At 64.1% G+C, this 15,421-nt stretch carries 15 protein-coding genes and 1 tRNA gene; 12 read left to right on the plus strand and 4 right to left on the minus strand.

The features are described from left to right. The first annotated feature begins 1 nt into the window (after window position 1). The 10 genes from mepA to SLT36_RS03215 all read left to right on the plus strand — a co-directional run bounded on the left by mepA (window position 2) and on the right by SLT36_RS03215 (window position 10,121). On the plus strand, window positions 2-1,096 hold the full coding sequence (mepA, locus tag SLT36_RS03170; RefSeq protein WP_432285789.1) for a penicillin-insensitive murein endopeptidase: 1,095 nt from the start codon (window positions 2-4) through the stop codon (window positions 1,094-1,096). Between the two features lie 127 nt (window positions 1,097-1,223). After that, window positions 1,224-1,607 carry a methylglyoxal synthase gene (locus tag SLT36_RS03175; protein ID WP_182574484.1) on the plus strand — a complete coding sequence of 128 codons (384 nt, stop codon included), beginning with the start codon at window positions 1,224-1,226 and terminating at the stop codon, window positions 1,605-1,607. A gap of 26 nt (window positions 1,608-1,633) precedes the next feature. Continuing rightward, window positions 1,634-2,656, plus strand: a complete 1,023-nt coding sequence (locus tag SLT36_RS03180; RefSeq protein WP_432285790.1) for a glucokinase — start codon at window positions 1,634-1,636, stop codon at window positions 2,654-2,656. A 94-nt stretch (window positions 2,657-2,750) separates the two neighbouring features. Then, window positions 2,751-4,598, plus strand: a complete 1,848-nt coding sequence (locus tag SLT36_RS03185) for an ABC transporter ATP-binding protein (RefSeq protein ID WP_432285792.1) — start codon at window positions 2,751-2,753, stop codon at window positions 4,596-4,598. Window position 4,599: 1 nt separating this feature from the next. Beyond that, a complete protein-coding gene (gene dapB, locus SLT36_RS03190) occupies window positions 4,600-5,409 on the plus strand; it encodes a 4-hydroxy-tetrahydrodipicolinate reductase (RefSeq protein ID WP_067955638.1) in 810 nt (269 codons plus the stop codon). A gap of 39 nt (window positions 5,410-5,448) precedes the next feature. Then, the gene (locus SLT36_RS03195; RefSeq protein WP_432285794.1) at window positions 5,449-6,066 is read left to right on the plus strand and encodes a 2,3-bisphosphoglycerate-dependent phosphoglycerate mutase; all 618 of its coding nucleotides are present in this window, start codon (window positions 5,449-5,451) and stop codon (window positions 6,064-6,066) included. A 224-nt stretch (window positions 6,067-6,290) separates the two neighbouring features. Continuing rightward, window positions 6,291-6,375: transfer RNA gene (locus SLT36_RS03200), tRNA-Leu, on the plus strand. A gap of 232 nt (window positions 6,376-6,607) precedes the next feature. Beyond that, window positions 6,608-7,099, plus strand: coding sequence for a YbjN domain-containing protein (locus tag SLT36_RS03205; protein WP_432285795.1), 492 nt, complete (start codon window positions 6,608-6,610; stop codon window positions 7,097-7,099). 257 nt (window positions 7,100-7,356) lie between these two features. Then, window positions 7,357-8,232, plus strand: coding sequence for an outer membrane beta-barrel protein (locus SLT36_RS03210; RefSeq protein ID WP_432285797.1), 876 nt, complete (start codon window positions 7,357-7,359; stop codon window positions 8,230-8,232). A 239-nt stretch (window positions 8,233-8,471) separates the two neighbouring features. Beyond that, on the plus strand, window positions 8,472-10,121 hold the full coding sequence (locus tag SLT36_RS03215) for an FkbM family methyltransferase (protein WP_432285798.1): 1,650 nt from the start codon (window positions 8,472-8,474) through the stop codon (window positions 10,119-10,121). A 108-nt stretch (window positions 10,122-10,229) separates the two neighbouring features. On the opposite strand, the gene SLT36_RS03220 is transcribed toward SLT36_RS03215, so the two are convergent. Further along, window positions 10,230-10,604 (minus strand): SPW repeat domain-containing protein, encoded by a 375-nt coding sequence (locus SLT36_RS03220; protein WP_432285799.1) that lies wholly within the window; start codon window positions 10,602-10,604, stop codon window positions 10,230-10,232. Window positions 10,605-10,835: 231 nt separating this feature from the next. On the opposite strand from SLT36_RS03220, the gene SLT36_RS03225 reads away from it, so the two are divergent. Beyond that, the gene (locus SLT36_RS03225; RefSeq protein ID WP_432285800.1) at window positions 10,836-12,428 is read left to right on the plus strand and encodes an alkaline phosphatase family protein; all 1,593 of its coding nucleotides are present in this window, start codon (window positions 10,836-10,838) and stop codon (window positions 12,426-12,428) included. Here SLT36_RS03225 and SLT36_RS03230 read toward each other — a convergent pair. After that, the gene (locus SLT36_RS03230) at window positions 12,412-13,308 is read right to left on the minus strand and encodes a glycosyltransferase family 2 protein (protein ID WP_432285801.1); all 897 of its coding nucleotides are present in this window, start codon (window positions 13,306-13,308) and stop codon (window positions 12,412-12,414) included. The genes SLT36_RS03225 and SLT36_RS03230 overlap by 17 nt on opposite strands. A gap of 118 nt (window positions 13,309-13,426) precedes the next feature. Next, window positions 13,427-13,747: a hypothetical protein gene (locus SLT36_RS03235; protein WP_432285803.1), complete on the minus strand. Its 321-nt coding sequence runs from the start codon at window positions 13,745-13,747 to the stop codon at window positions 13,427-13,429. 173 nt (window positions 13,748-13,920) lie between these two features. On the opposite strand from SLT36_RS03235, the gene SLT36_RS03240 reads away from it, so the two are divergent. Next, window positions 13,921-14,277: a septal ring lytic transglycosylase RlpA family protein gene (locus tag SLT36_RS03240; protein WP_067955657.1), complete on the plus strand. Its 357-nt coding sequence runs from the start codon at window positions 13,921-13,923 to the stop codon at window positions 14,275-14,277. A 30-nt stretch (window positions 14,278-14,307) separates the two neighbouring features. Here SLT36_RS03240 and SLT36_RS03245 read toward each other — a convergent pair whose 3' ends face one another. Then, window positions 14,308-15,363 (minus strand): D-alanine:D-lactate ligase-like protein, encoded by a 1,056-nt coding sequence (locus SLT36_RS03245; protein WP_432285805.1) that lies wholly within the window; start codon window positions 15,361-15,363, stop codon window positions 14,308-14,310. Window positions 15,364-15,421 lie beyond the last annotated feature (58 nt).

Below are 15,421 nucleotides of genomic sequence, written 5' to 3' on the forward strand. Positions count from 1 at the left end.
CATGACGGCAATTTTCAGCGGACTTCTTGGCAAGGCGGGGCGGCTCCTGATGGCGGCGGCAACGCTTGGCCTTGTCGGTACCGACATCCAGGCGGCCAGCGCTGCGGAGCTCGCCAAGGATTTGTTCGGCGGCAAGAAGCTGCCGGCGGCGATCGCGCCCGCGTCCTACGGCTTCTACTCCAAGGGCTGTTTCTCCGGCGGCGTGGCGATCGCCACCGACGGCCCGACCTGGCAGGCGATGCGGCTGTCGCGCAACCGGCGTTGGGGCCATCCCAAGATGATCGCGCTGATCGAGAAGCTGTCGCGGGAAGCCACCCAGGATGGCTGGCCCGGCCTGCTCGTCGGCGACATTTCGCAGCCGCGCGGTGGCCCGATGCTATCAGGCCACGCCTCGCACCAGATCGGCCTCGACGCCGACATCTGGCTGACGCCGATGCCTGACCACAGGCTGTCGCCGACCGAGCGCGAGAACATGAGTGCGGTGTCGATGGTCAACGAAAAAACCCATCTGGTCATCGAGAAGCGCTGGACGCCGGCGCATACACGCCTGCTGGAGCGCGCGGCGAGCTACCCCGAGGTCGAACGCATCCTGGTCAATCCGGGAATCAAGAAGAAGCTCTGCGACACCGTCACCGGCGACCGCTCGTGGCTGCGCAAGGTGCGCCCGTTCTGGGGCCACGACTATCATTTCCACGTCCGCATCGGCTGCCAGCCGGGTTCGCAGGGCTGCAAGGAGCAGGATGCGACGCCGCGCGGCGACGGCTGCGACAAGTCGCTGGCCTGGTGGTTCACCGAAGAGCCGTGGCGTCCGGCCACCGGCCCGGCCAAGCCTCGGGCGCGTGACATCATGACCATGGCGAGCCTGCCCAAGGCATGCCGCGCCGTGCTCGACGCACCCTCGCCGGTCAACGAGGCGGCCGTCACCTATCACGGGCCCGGCGGCAGCGCATATGCGGCAACGCCCGCCCCTGCGGCTCCGGCAGTGGCAGAGACACCTGTCATCGCCGAACCCGGCGTGCCGGCCGCGGCAAACGCCTTTGCGCCCCGACCTTCGGTCGACATTCCGCTGCCGCGCCCCCGGCCTGCCGGCAAATAGGCCCCGCCGACAAGTAGGTTGGGCGCCTTGGCCGCGCCGGCTGCATTCACGGCACCCGGCGCTTCCAAAGCGATCGAAATCGATCTATGGAACTTCAACCGATTTAGCTTGCCTGGATGACCCCCGAGTGACACCAGCTTTGCGTCTCGCATTGATCGCCCATGACGAAAAGAAGGACGACCTCGTCGCCTTCGCCAGCGATCATGTCGACTTCCTCATGACCTGCCATATCGTCGCCACCGGAACCACCGGTCAGCGCATCCTGGCGGCCTGCCCGAACCTCAACCTGACGCCGCTGAAAAGCGGTCCGCTCGGCGGCGACCAGCAGATCGGCGCGCTGATCAGCGAAGCCAAGATCGACCTTTTGATTTTCTTCGTTGATCCGCTGACGCCGATGCCGCATGACGTCGATGTGAAGGCATTGATGCGGCTTGCCATCGTCTACGACATTCCCATGGCGTTGAACCGGGCGACGGCCGAGATCATGCTGGAAAACCAGGAGAACGGCTGAACGCCGGCACGGGGACGAAACAGGGCATGTCACATCAGAGCGACCAGTCGCAGGCTCTCCCCTTTCCGATCCTGATCGGCGACATCGGCGGCACCAATGCGCGCTTCGCCATCGTCGAGAGCGCCGACAAGGACGCCGGCGAGCCGCGCATCGTCCAGACTGCCAGCTACGCCACCATCGACGACGCCATCTTGGCCGTGCTCGACGGCTCGCCCATCCGCCCACGCTCGGCGGTGCTGGCAGTTGCCGGCCCGGTCGAGGGCGAGGAGATCGCCCTTACCAACTGCCCGTGGGTGGTGCGCCCCCGGCAGATGTTTTCGACGCTCGGCCTCGTCGACATCCTCGTGCTCAACGACTTCGAAGCCCAGGCACTGGCCGTCGTGGCGCTCGGCGACGAACATATGGAAAGGATCGGCGGCGGCGAGCCTGAACCAGGCGCCGGCCGCGTCGTGCTCGGACCCGGCACCGGCCTCGGCGTCGCTGGTCTTGTCCACGCGCTCGGGCGCTGGATTCCCATTCCCGGCGAAGGCGGCCACATGGACATTGGTCCGCGCTCCAAGCGTGACTTCGAGGTGTTCCCACATATCGAAAAGCTGGACGGCCGCATCTCGGGCGAGCAGATCCTGTGCGGCCGCGGTCTAGTCAACACCTACCGCGCCGTCGCCAGGGCCGACGGCAAGGCACCTGTGCTGACCCAGCCGGCACAGGTCACCGCGGCCGCCCTCGACGGCAGCGACCCGGTGGCGGCCGAGGCGCTCGAGCTGTTCGTGACCTGCCTTGGCCGCACCGCCGGTGACCTCGCTCTGGTGTTCAAGAGCAAGGGCGGCGTCTTCCTCACCGGCGGCATCGCCCAGAAAATCGTGCCGGCGCTGAAACGGGGCAATTTCCGCGAGGCCTTCGAGGACAAGGCACCACATCGCGAGCTGATGGCCTCGATGCCGGTCTATGTCATCACCCACCCGCTGGCGGCCCTTGCCGGGCTTGCCGCCTATGCCGGCAATCCCGATCTCTTCGGCATCGAGACAGGCGATCGGCGCTGGCGGACCTAGCCATCGCCGCACTGCGGCAAATGGCGGTTTCCCCTCGCGGCATCATGCTTTAAGAGGGGCGCAGTTTTCGCAAAGAAGCGACAGGACTGCCTGTTTGACCATCGACCCCAACCAGACGCCGAGCTCCAAGCGCAGCGAGATCGTCGGCGTCATCAAGCGCATCGTCGCCGAAAACGGCCGCGACTACGTCTGGCACTACACCTTCGCGGCGATCTTCCTGCTCACCATTTCGGCCACGACAGGCTTCCTTGCCTGGATCATGCGCGACATCATCAACCTGATCTTTTATGAGCGGCGCGCCGACCTGATCCTGTTGATCACCCTGTCGACCTTCGCCGCCTTCGTCATTCGCGGCCTGTCCACCTATGGCCAGGCGGTCGTCCTCGCTAAGGTCGGCAACAACCTCATCGCCCGGTATCAGCGTCGCATCTTCGACCACCTGATGAGCCTCGGCATGGACTTCTTCTCGTCGCAGCGCTCGGCCCAGCTGATCGCCCAGGTCAACCAGAATGTCGCCGGCGTGCGCGACCTGCTCAACATCCTGATCACCTCGATTGCCCGCGATGCGGTGACACTCATCGTGCTCATCGGCGTGATGGTCTACCAGGATCCGGTTCTATCGCTGCTGGCCTTGCTGATCGGGCCCCCGCTGGTCTTTGCCGTCAACTACCTGATGCGCCGGCTGCGTCGCCTCAACCGCGATGCCATCCTCGTCGGGGCCCGTCTGTTCGGCTCGATGCAGGAAACCGTCCAGGGCATGGCCATCGTCAAGGCCTTCACCATGGAGGATCAGCTCGCCAGGCGCATGGACGGCCTGATCGGCGACGTCGAGGCACGCTCGAACAAGATCGCCCGGGTGTCGGAGCGTCTTTCGCCGATCACCGAAATTCTCGGCGGCGCGATCTTTGCCAGCATCATCGGCTATGCCGGCTACCGCTCGGCAGTCGACATGCAACCGCCTGGCAACATCATCTCGTTCATTTTTGCGTTCATCTTCGCCTATGATCCGGCACGCAAGCTCGCCCGCACCCAGGTCGGCCTCGAGAGTGCGTTGGTCAACGCCCGCATGCTCTACGAGATTCTTGACACCCAGCCGCGGCAGGAAGACGCCCCGGACGCCAAGGCGATCGCCGTCGGCAAGGGCGAAATCCGCTTCGACAACGTCTCCTTCGGCTATGGCGACGACATCCCCGTCCTGCGCGAGCTGAGCTTCACCGCCGTCGGCGGCAAGACCACGGCGATCGTCGGCGCCTCGGGCGCCGGCAAGTCGACGCTGATCGCGCTTTTGCAGCGCTTCTACGATCTCGACGGCGGCCGCATCGTCATCGACGGCCAGGACATATCAGGCGTCACCAAGCGCTCGCTGCGCCAATCCATCGCCTATGTCTCGCAGCATCCCTACCTGTTCGAAGGCACCATCGCCGACAACATCCGCTACGGCCGCCCCGATGCCACCGACGCGGATATCCGCGACGCCGCCAGGCAGGCCTTCGCCGACGACTTCATCCTCGACCAGCCCGAAGGCTACGACACGCCGGTCGGCGAGAGCGGCTCGACGCTGTCCGGCGGCCAGCGCCAGCGTGTCTCCATTGCGCGTGCGCTGGTGCGCAATGCGCCTATCCTTTTGCTCGACGAGGCGACCTCGGCGCTCGACAACGAGTCCGAGGCGCGTGTCCAGCAAGCGCTCGCCACCGCCACGCAAGGACGCACCACCATCGTGATTGCCCATCGTCTCTCGACGGTCATCAATGCCGATCATATCGTCGTGCTGGACGCAGGCCGGCTGATCGAGCAAGGCACCCATGCCGCGCTGATGGCCGACCCCAACGGTGTCTATGCGCGCTTCCACAATCTGCATGACGAAGCCGCACTTGGACTCGTGGACGATACCACCGAGACTGCAATGGTAGAGCGGCAGCACGCGCTGCCTCAGGGAGCCTGATATGAGCGAGATGGGTCTTGTCGTCGTCGGCGCCGCCGGGCGGATGGGTCAGGTGCTGTTGCGCACAGTGCACAGCATGGCAGGCGTGCGTGTCGTCGGTGCCATCGAACGGGCAGGCTCGCCGCATCTCGGCAAGGATGCCGGCGAACTCGCCGGCATCGGCATCATCAACGTGCCGATCTCTGACGATCCGCTGTCCGCCTTCGCCAAGGCCGACGGCGTGCTCGACTTCACCGCGCCGGCAGCGACGATCGAATTCGCCGGCTATGCCGCGCAGGCCCGCATCGCCCATGTCATTGGCACGACCGGCTGCTCGCCGGACGACGACGCCAAGATTGCCGCCGCCGCGCGCCATGCCACCATCGTCAAGTCGGGCAATATGAGCCTCGGGGTCAATCTGCTGTCGGTGCTGGTCGAGAAGGCCGCCCAGGCTCTCGGACCCGATGATTTCGACATCGAGATCGTCGAGATGCATCACCGCCACAAGGTCGACGCGCCATCGGGCACGGCACTTCTGCTCGGCGAGGCCGCCGCAGAGGGCCGCAAGATCGCACTTGCCGAGAAGAGCGTGCGCGTTCGCGACGGCCACACCGGCGTGCGCGAAACCGGTACGATCGGCTTTGCCGCGTTGCGCGGCGGCTCGGTCGTCGGCGAACATTCGGTCATCCTCGCCGGTACCGGCGAGCGCATCGTCATGTCGCATCTCGCCGAGGACCGCACCATCTTTGCCCGCGGCGCCGTCAAGGCGGCGCTCTGGGCGCACGGACGCAAGCCCGGCCTCTACTCGATGCGCGACGTGCTCGGCCTCTAACCAAATCCGCCACTACAGTCCTCACCCAAGGGAGCAAAAATGTCCGGTACTCTCGTGCTCGTCCGCCATGGCCAGAGCGAATGGAACCTCAAGAACCTGTTCACCGGCTGGCGCGATCCCGGCCTGACCGAGCAGGGCCACGCCGAGGCCAAGTCGGCCGGCGAGAAGCTCAAGGCGCGCGGCCTGAAGTTCGACATCGCCTTCACCTCGGCGCTGTCGCGTGCCCAGACCACCTGCCAGCACATTCTCGACGCGCTCGGCCAGAGCGATCTCGAGACGATCCGCAACGCCGCGCTCAACGAGCGCGACTATGGCGACCTCAACGGCCTCAACAAGGACGACGCCCGCGCCAAATGGGGCGAGGAACAGGTCCACATATGGCGCCGTTCCTACGACACACCGCCGCCCGGCGGCGAAAGCCTGAAGGACACCGGTGCCCGTGTCTGGCCCTACTACATCCACGATGTGCAGAAACACGTGCTGTCGGGCGGCACCGTTCTGGTCGCCGCCCACGGCAACTCGCTGCGCGCGCTGATCATGGCGCTCGAAGGCATTTCGGGCCCCGACATCGTCAAGCTCGAACTCGGAACCGGTGTGCCGATCGTCTACAAGCTCAACGCCGATTCGACCGTCGCGTCCAAGGACGTGCTGGCCTGAGCCACGACAGCGCCGCGCGTCCGACCGGACGCCGCAGCTTTTTTGATCATTCGGGAGCCGTGCATACGCGGCTTCCGACTCTTCGCCGGCTTCGAAAGCCAGTCGGCCCCTACGTCAGCCCCTTTGGCTGAATGCGACTTTTGCAGCCTGCCGCTGCATTCCTCGGCAAAAGCTGAAAAAGCGCGTTGACACAGTCGCTTCGCCCGCTTACATCACCGCCACCAGCCCAGATGGCGGAATTGGTAGACGCGCACGGTTCAGGTCCGTGTGCCGCGAGGCGTGGAGGTTCGAGTCCTCTTCTGGGCACCAGTTTCCTGCTTCAGACAGCTCCAACTGTCTGAAGACACTCAAAAAAGCCCGGTTCGCCGGGCTTTTTTGTTGTCCGCATTTTCCAGCCTTTTCTTCCGTTCTCCCCGACAATCTACATGCATGGCGGAAGCCGGCTCCATCGCCCAAATGGTCAGCTTCCGACTGACCCATCGCAGGTGATAATATCAGGTTGCGCTAATTTATAGAGCACAACCCGTCGAGGAGTCCGCCGATGCTGCGCCTGGTCCTTCTTGCTGCTGCACTGGCTCTTGCTGCCGGCACGGCAGCCAGGGCCGAAGACAAACCACAGGCCGCCCCAACGGTTCTGGAAGGCATAACCGTCGCAGAGTTCGGGGACATCATGACCAAGGCCGGCTATCAGGCCAAGGTCGGCGTCGACAGCGACAACCTGCCGGTCATCGATTCCAAAGCATCCGGCATGAATTTCTGGGTCTATTTCTACAATTGCGAGGGCGGCGAGCCGCAAAAGTGCCGGCGCGTCCAGTTCCAGAGCAGCTTCAAGACCGACAAGGCGATGCAGGACAAGGCACTCGAATGGAACAACAAGAAGGTCGCGGGCCGCGCCTCGAACGACAAGGACAACACTTATTTCGACTACCTGATCGACTGCGGCGGCGGCGTCTCGTCGACCAACCTGTCACAGAATCTCGAGCGCTTCGACACGCTGATGGCCGAGTTCACGACGTACATAGGCTGGCGCTGAACGACGCGCGCAGGACTGCCAGGCAGCATGCACTGGATGCATGCATGTTGCATACTTGCGTGCACGATAAGAAAACTGCGGCAAATATGCCACGCGAAATTATTACTTCTCATATCTTGATAAAGTTGTCGTCTGCGCCATTGCTATCGCCCCACCAATACTCATTCATTCAAAGAATATTTGAACCATAAAATTTTCAAGCGAAAATCCGGGGCGGCACTGTGAAATCTAGAAATTATCTTGGCGCAGCCAGCGTCATGGCTCTCCTATGCGTGTCATCGGCTGTGGCCGCGGGCGAACAGGTTTCCGACCAGCAGGCCATCGGCTATCGCATCGGCCTTGCCTTCGCCGGTGTCCACAACACTCTTGGCGGGATGGGGATAGAATCATCAGGCGGCGTGAGAGTTGCCGACACACGTCCAACCGTGATGTTTGATGGAACACTGGGCTACGACTTCGCGCCCAACTGGGGCATCCAGGGCGACCTGCAGGCGGCAGCGCTAGGCAAGCCCGACGTCGCCGATGGCGACAGGACCAACGCCTATGGCCATGGCGCCGTCCACCTCTACCATCGTACGGACAGCTTTCTCGTCGGCGCCCTGGGCGGCCTTGGCATCCACGACGATCGCGGCGATTCCAACCGGGAGATGAACTATTGGTTCGCCGCCGCCGAAGGCAAGCTGTTGACCGACTGGGGCTCGGTCTTCGCGCAGGCGGGCTATCTCGATTCTTACGACAGGTACGCCGAAGGTACGCATGACGCGCCTTTCGCCCGGCTTGGCATCAACTATTTCCTCAACGACAACTGGTCGCTGAAGCTGGACGGCGCTTATGCCGGCGGCAAGAAGTGGGACGTGGGCCTTCCCAATCGGATTTTCGACTTCAACGTGGAAAGCGAAATCCGCCCGGAGACCTGGCCAGTTTCACTGTTCGCCCGTTATGAATTCACCCAGCTATCCTACCATGCGTTCGATAACGACCAGGACCGCTATGGCGAGAACTTCCATACCGTCATGGTCGGGCTAAAGTTCCGCTCCGGTACGACCCTGCGCGAAGCCGACCGCGCACCCGGATCGCTCGACCTGCCATCCCTTGGCAAATGGGTCGCCTTCAACGCCAACGAGGTCGAGTAAGCCGGCACGTTTCCTCTGAACTCAAGGAGGGCGCCGCGCGGCGCCCTTTTTCCACCTGCCGATGACCTCTCGTGCCGATGACCTCTCGAACCAACCGACCGCGCGTCTGCACCTCAACCTTGCGAGTTGGCCGAACTGCCTTCAGACTGCAACGCAACCATCCGGCGCGTCGAATTGGATGGCGGGCCGTGAGGTTTGGAGTGGCCGCATGGCCTCCCTGAGACCTTGAGGCGTCCGGAATGAAATGCTGCGTCTACACAGTGCTCGTCGGTGGCTATGAGCACCTCAACGAGCAGCCGGTCGCTTCGTGCTCCCAGCTACCCTTCATCTGCCTGACCGACGATCCCGCACTGCGCAGCGAAAGCTGGGACTGCCGCGTTGTCGAACCGCTGTTTCCGCAGGATCCGATACGCAGCCAGCGCAACATGAAAATCCGCCCGCATGTCCATTTGCCTGACTACGACTGCTCCATCTACATCGACAACTCCGTGATCCTGAAACAGCCCCCCGAACGAATGCTGGAGCTGTTCGATCCGGCAATCGGCTTCCTCGTCGCACCGCATTCCTGCCGGGAAACGGTGCTGGACGAGTTCCTGGAGGTGGCGAGACAAGGTTTTGACGACGCCTCCCGCATTTTCGAGCAGCTCAACCACTACACGCTGAGCTGCCCCGAAATACTGGAGGAGCGCCCATGGTGGACAGGCATGATGATCCGCGACCATCGTTCGGCGCGCGTCACTTCCATGCTTGAAGCCTGGGCCTTTCATGTGATGCGCTACTCGCGCCGGGATCAGCTCTCGATGAACGTGGCGTTTCGGTCGGCCAGCTTCAGCCCAACCGCATGGGCCGTGGACAACAGGGAATCCAACCTGCATCTCTGGCCACATATAGTGGGACGGAATCGCGACCTGGGTTCCCGCAATCCGGCGATCAGCCTGATGCCCGCAGCCGCCCGCGTGCGGCGCATGGAGCTGAAAGAGGCCGCATGGACCGCGCAGGAGCATGCCTATCGCGCCGAGATCGCACGGCTTAACGCGAAAGCCGAGGCGCGCAAACCGCACAACCGATTGCGCAGGCTGGGCGAAAAGCTCCTTCGGCTGCCCGACAGGCGCACTGGGAGCCGAACGCCAGAAGAAGCCGTCGCGCTGCCGGTCCGTGTCCGCGCGCCTGGCGGCGCGTGGATTCATGTCCACCCGCTGGACCGTCGCGGCCAGAAACTGATCCAGTCCGACGGCAATCTCAATCCGCCCGCCCTGTCTGCCTGGCATCTGCTGCTGCAGCAGCATGCCTGGACGCATGTCATCGATGTCGGCGCCAACTATGGCGAGATGCTCGTCAATGGCGGCCTGCCTTCCGGGGCAAGCATCATCGCGGTCGAACCCAATCCGGCGATCCGCCCCTATCTCGAACGCACGCTGCGCGAGGCAGGGCTGCCGGCGATCATCCTGGACGCTGCGTTGTCCGACAAGGAAGGTCAGGCCGCGCTTCACGTCGACCCAAACTGGTCAGGTACGGCTCGCCTCGCCAAGCCCGGCGACAACGGCGCCTTGCCGGTGCGGACGACCACGCTCGAACGGGTCCTTCGCAGCTTCGATGCATGTCCTTCGATGATGCGCGTGCTGGTCAAGCTGGATGTCGAAGGAGACGAGGCAAACATCCTGCGCGGTGCGCTGGCCATACTGCCAAGCCTCGGCGAGTTCGCGGCGCTGGTCGAGATCCAGCACGTTGCGCCGGCCGATCTCGTCTGGCTGGTCGAGCATTTCGAGATCTCGCTGCTCGACATGCAGCCGGGCGGCGGGCTGGTGACGACCCCGCCACGGCAACTCGGTGACATGCTGCGTTCCGGGCGCTACCACACGCAGGATGCCGTGTTGCGCCGGCGCAGTTGAAGCGCACCAGACAATTCTGTCTGGCAATTCCCCGGTCCGGAATCCCGTACCGTTCCGGCTTCGCAGACCGCCCCCGAAAGAGGCCCCCTCTCCTGTGTCCCGCTTCTGCTATGCCTCGAGGTTGCGGTTTCGATCCTGCCAGAGTTCAAGGGCCGCCAGCACCGCCACCGCGATGCCGAGGCCGATGTGCCAGCTGCGCAGAGCGCCGCCATATTCGAAGACGAACGGCTGCACCACCATCCAGACGCCGCAGAACAGCGACAGGATTTCTTCCCAGCGCCGCAGGAAGATCTGCTCCAGTCCGGACAGCACGACGATCGCAGCACCGACGAGCGCGGTGACCGCCATCATTGTCGGCATCTCGGTCACGCCGAGCCACATCGGCGAGACGATGATCGCGGCGCCGAGGATCATCGACACGATGTCCTCCCAGCGCCGATGCCGGGTGAGCCCAAGGGGCTCCATTACGTTTAGCGTTGCCATGATGAAAAATCCTCTTTGGCTACGTTCGAGTTAAGCTCGAGCGCCCGTGAGGACTATGTGCGTGCCAGTCGAACTCCTCAGCGGGCGTTCTCGCACTGGGAATATTATCTCAGATATCGATAAGAAATTCAATGAAGCGCCGGTGTCGCAGGCTACCGCGTCCTATCCGATCATTGTCGACCTTGGCTGGCTCAGCAATACTGGTCGTGGGGAACTCAGGCTGGAGGGAAAATGCCGCGCGTCATTGCAATCGGGCTCGACGGGATGGACCACGACCTCGTCGAGCGGATGATCGGCGAAGGACGCCTACCCAACCTCGATCGGTTGCGGCGCAACGGCATTGGCCTCAAGCTCGATCATGGCCGCGATAAGCTTTCGGGTCTCGCCTGGGAACACGTCGCGACCGGGCTCGCGCCATCCGATGGCGGCCGCTGGTCGGCGGTCCGTTACGATCCGGCCACCTATGACGTCCTTCAGGAAGAAGTCACTGCCGCTTCCTATCTGCCGGGCATCGGCCGCAAGGTGGTGGCCTTCGACTTGCCCTATTGCCGCCTGGGCGACGGTGGCGATGTCCTCGGCCTCGCCGCCTGGGGTGCGCATGATCCCGGCGTCGAGGCCCATTCCAATCCACCTGGTCTTGCTGCCGAAATTGCCGGCAGGTTCGGCCCATACCCCGCCCCGGAATGGATCTACGGCTTCTGCTGGCCTTCCGCCGCGAAGACCGAAGCGGCCGCCGCCGCCCTGATCGCTGCAGTCGAAAAGCGCCGCGAGATCGCGCAGTGGCTGCTGCGCGAGAGGCTTCCCGACTGGGATCTGGCGATCGTCGTTCCCTCCGAGGCACACTCCGGAAGCGAGCCGTTCTGGCACGGTATCGATGCCGAACACCCCCTCCATCATCACGCCTCCGCAGTCCCGGCAAGGCGAGGGATGATCGGCATCTACGAAGCGCTCGACCACCTGGTCGGCGACCTCGCCGACACTTTCCCCGACGCGACGGTGCTGGCCTTTTCCATGCATGGCATGGGCATGAACGAGGGCGACGTGCCCGCGATGGCGCTGCTGCCCGAGCTGCTCTACCGACGCAGCTTCGGCAAAGCCTATATGCGTGTCCTCAAGCCTGCGGGGCGCCTTGCCGACGGCACGCCGCTGCTCGGTGAGCATGAGGGTTGGGAGCCGACGCTGCGCAAGCTCGCTCCATGGCCGGACAAGCCTGGCCCCGTTGCCCGTGCGCTGGTCAAGGCAGGCATAGGCAGGCGGCGCGACGCCGAATCGCTTCGCCGCCAGCGGGAGCCTCGCGGCATCGGCTGGATGCCCGCGACGCGCTATCGCGGCTTCTGGCCTGATATGGACGCCTTTGCCATTCCAGCCTTTTACGACGGACAGATTCGGCTGAACCTGCGCGGCCGGGAAGCATCGGGAAAGGTGGCGCCCGAACGCTATGATGCACTCCTCGACGAACTTGAATTGCTGCTGTCGCAGTGCCGCGATCCGCTGAGCGGCGAACCGGCGGTGCGCGAAACCTTCCGGGCTGGCAAGCCACCGTTCGAAATCGGGCCACATGAGGCCGATCTCTACGTCCTTTTCCGCAAGGGCCTTCTTGGCATGACGCATGAGCGACTCGGCACCGTCGGTCCGCTGCCCTGGCGCCGCACGGGTGGCCATACCGGCGACTGGGGGTTCATCTTCGGTGCCGGCCCGGGCCTCGAAGCCGGCCGCTCGGGAACCAGCAGTTCCTTTGACGTCGTGCCGACGATCCTGGATCTGTTGGGGGTATCCCCGGATCTGGCCCCCAGCGGAAAGACGCTGCTCAGAGATCCGGTCTGACACCGGCCTTTCCTGCCAGCTGCGCCGCCTTGACGAACAGCTTTAGCCATTCCCGGGGCTCCATCCTTGTCCGCGCCCACCGATAACGGCGAAAGGCCCTACCGGCCTTGAGCCGACCCAGAAGCGACGCCGGGTGCGCGGACATTCGCTGCTGTGCGTCGGCGTGAAAATACCCCCACAGCCAGACCTCGCTCTGCCGCTCCGGTCCGATGAGATGGTCGACGATCGCTTCGGGAACCCAGCACCCGTGGTGACCGGCGGCAATTGCGGCGCGCATCACAGCGATCTCCTCGCCGCCGGCGAACGGGCTGCCTGGCCGCCGGCCAAGCTCGGGATCGAAGCGAAAGCGGCGCTGGGCATCGGTCACCATGCCGTAGTTGGCGCCGAACGGAAGATCGGCGTCGACGTCGGCAAAGACATCGGCTGTGGCTCGCCGCCGGGCCGCATAAGCACCCTCCACCACATCAAGCCCGGCCAGCAGCCAGGCGGGCGGCTCTCCGTCCAGGCGCGGAACGATCACGCCGCCAAAGATGCTGCATCGTGGCGATGCGGCCATGGCGGCGGCATAGGCACGCAGGAAGCCGGGCCGCACCAGGGCGTCGTCGTCGAGCCAGACGATCAGCCGTCCGCGCGCCGCGTCAATGGCCCGGTTGCGGGCGTGGGACAGCCCGCCCCGCGGCTCCGCGACGACGACCATCGGCAGTCGGTCGGCGAAACGCTCCGCCACCGGCACCGTGTCATCGCCGCAATCATTGGCGACAACAAGGATTTCAAAGCTTGAGCTCGGCCTTTCAGCCGCGGCAAGCGCCTCAAGGCATCGTGTGAGCAGGGCCGCCCGGTTGCGGGTGCATATCGCAATCGTCATGCCGATTTCGGTCAATTGCCCCTCGCACCCAATACCGACCGGACCGGCCACGCCTTGGCGAGCCTATTTTAGCGGCTCGGCGCCCAGCTGCAATTGTCTGACGTGTTGTCGTCCGGCAGTGCAACCGTTCGTTTCACCTGCCGGGGCGTCTGAGCCACAAAAACGCGACACAGCCGGCCAACGCCGTCACGATCCCGATCCAGAACCATTCTGTACGCCCTGTCATGAAGCTGCCGCCGAGCAGGCCGGCGCCTTGCAGAATCCAGACGATGCCTATGACGACCGCGAGTCCCGCCACGATGGTTGGCAATAACTTCATTTCGACACAGCCTCCCTGTTGATTATCTTCACAACGCTCGCTTGCTTCTTGATATTTCTTTCCTTCTGAAAGTATCGTCAAGAAGTGTTTCGCCAGCGGCGAATCCAGTGATTCAGCGATGAACTCGTCGCCCACTCCGCAATTATGAAGATATTCCTTCCTTGCGTCCTGAACGGGCCTGACAAACTGTTACCTTGAGACTCCAAACGTGTGCGCTCGCCTCGGAACTGCCCGATGCTTGCCGCATTCGCTGCCACATTTCGGGTGAAACCGCTCCGTGTGTTTATCAACAGAGCGTTAACCAGAAGATGAAGAACCGCGCCAAGCCCGCGATCGCGGCGGCCACCCTCGCCGCCGGCATGATGATAGCCCTCACCGGCACCGCTTCCGCCCAGTGCGGCAAGGCGTCCTGGTATGCGCTGACCTCGAAGACCGCTTCAGGCGAACGCATGAACCCATCGGCCATGACCGCGGCGCACCGCTCGCTTCCTTTCGGCACCAAAATCCGCGTCACTAACCAGAAGAACGGCAAGAGCGTCGTCGTCCGCATCAACGATCGCGGCCCATTCATCAAGGGCCGCGTGCTCGACCTGTCCAAGGGCGCAGCCCAGCAGATCGGCTTCGTCAGGTCGGGACATACGTCCGTCTGCATGCAGCGCACCTGACGGTTGCGCTGCCAAACACGCGACGCGCCTCTAACCGATGCGCCGCGCCGCCGTCTCGGCCATCGCCTCGGCGAGGCTGAGCTGCCACTCCGTCCGGCAATAGGCGCGGAAATCGAAGCAGGGCAGGCCCGGGCAGACCTCGAATTCGATGAGGTGCACGGTGTCGTCGGCCTCGACGCGGAAGTCGAGCGAGAAGACGTCGCGCAGGCCGAGGCCCGCCACCAGCCTCGCGGCGATCCGCCGGATGCGTTCGGCCGCGCGCGGCTGCAGCGACGCCACCTGCCCCAGTTCCGGCTCGACATACTTCCCCGCTTCCCTGGCTGCCGCGCCGGTGTCGCCATAGAGCGCCATACTGTCGGCCATGGTCTGGAAATCGCCACCTGAATCGACAAAAACGATGCCGAGCGCCTCGGGCCCAACTTCAGGATCGACCGCCAGGAAGCTCGCCCGCACATTGCGGCCCGCGACATAGGGCTGGACGATGACGTCGTCGCGGTAGGCGTCGAACACCCTGCGCCCGAGCGCCAACGCTTCCGTGACGTTGGCGATACGCGAATCCGCCCAGATGCCAATCTTGGCGCCGAGCCGGTTCGGTTTGACAAAATAGCCCGACGAAGACGCCGGCGGTTCGACAAGCCATTCGCCGCCGCGCACGAGGCCCGCCGCCGGCACCGGCAGGCCGAGAGCCGATAGCACGGAACCGGCACGAAACTTGTCCTGGCACAGCGCAAACAGGCTGTCGTCGGCGCCGATGGTCCGCAAGCCGTTCAGCCGGGCAAGTGCCGGTGCGGCACCACCCCGGAAAAAAGCGATGCCGTCGGTCAGCGTCCACACCAGGCTGGCGCCACGGTCAACTGATGCCAGCACCGCTGCCGCATCGTCCAGTTCGACGGCGCGAAAATCGAGGCCACGCCTGGCGCATGCTTCATCTAGGGCGCTGAACTCCGGCGCCATGTCGGTCGACTGCGCCAGATAGGACGAGATCTCCATCGCCGCCTGGGCCGAGAAGCCGTCATCGAGCAATCGCTCCGAACACGCACGCTCCGGCTCATGGACGAGAAAAAGCGTCGGTTTTTGTCCGGCCATCGGCACTGTTCCTGCATGCGGGCGGCGCGGAAGCACTTCGCCGGTGCACGACAATGGC

This window comes from Aminobacter sp. BA135 (assembly GCF_050859125.1).
Lineage (GTDB): Bacteria > Pseudomonadota > Alphaproteobacteria > Rhizobiales > Rhizobiaceae > Aminobacter > Aminobacter ciceronei.

Bases quoted from the DNA above. Each gene is read 5' to 3' on its own strand.
- mepA (WP_432285789.1), top strand. From the start codon at position 2: ATGACGGCAATTTTCAGCGGACTTCTTGGCAAGGCGGGGCGGCTCCTG.
- SLT36_RS03180 (WP_432285790.1), top strand. From the start codon at position 1,634: ATGTCACATCAGAGCGACCAGTCGCAGGCTCTCCCCTTTCCGATCCTG.
- dapB (WP_067955638.1), top strand. From the start codon at position 4,600: ATGAGCGAGATGGGTCTTGTCGTCGTCGGCGCCGCCGGGCGGATGGGT.
- SLT36_RS03195 (WP_432285794.1), top strand. From the start codon at position 5,449: ATGTCCGGTACTCTCGTGCTCGTCCGCCATGGCCAGAGCGAATGGAAC.
- SLT36_RS03205 (WP_432285795.1), top strand. From the start codon at position 6,608: ATGCTGCGCCTGGTCCTTCTTGCTGCTGCACTGGCTCTTGCTGCCGGC.
- SLT36_RS03210 (WP_432285797.1), top strand. From the start codon at position 7,357: ATGGCTCTCCTATGCGTGTCATCGGCTGTGGCCGCGGGCGAACAGGTT.
- SLT36_RS03215 (WP_432285798.1), top strand. From the start codon at position 8,472: ATGAAATGCTGCGTCTACACAGTGCTCGTCGGTGGCTATGAGCACCTC.
- SLT36_RS03220 (WP_432285799.1), bottom strand. From the start codon at position 10,604: ATGGCAACGCTAAACGTAATGGAGCCCCTTGGGCTCACCCGGCATCGG.
- SLT36_RS03225 (WP_432285800.1), top strand. From the start codon at position 10,836: ATGCCGCGCGTCATTGCAATCGGGCTCGACGGGATGGACCACGACCTC.
- SLT36_RS03240 (WP_067955657.1), top strand. From the start codon at position 13,921: ATGAAGAACCGCGCCAAGCCCGCGATCGCGGCGGCCACCCTCGCCGCC.
- SLT36_RS03245 (WP_432285805.1), bottom strand. From the start codon at position 15,363: ATGGCCGGACAAAAACCGACGCTTTTTCTCGTCCATGAGCCGGAGCGT.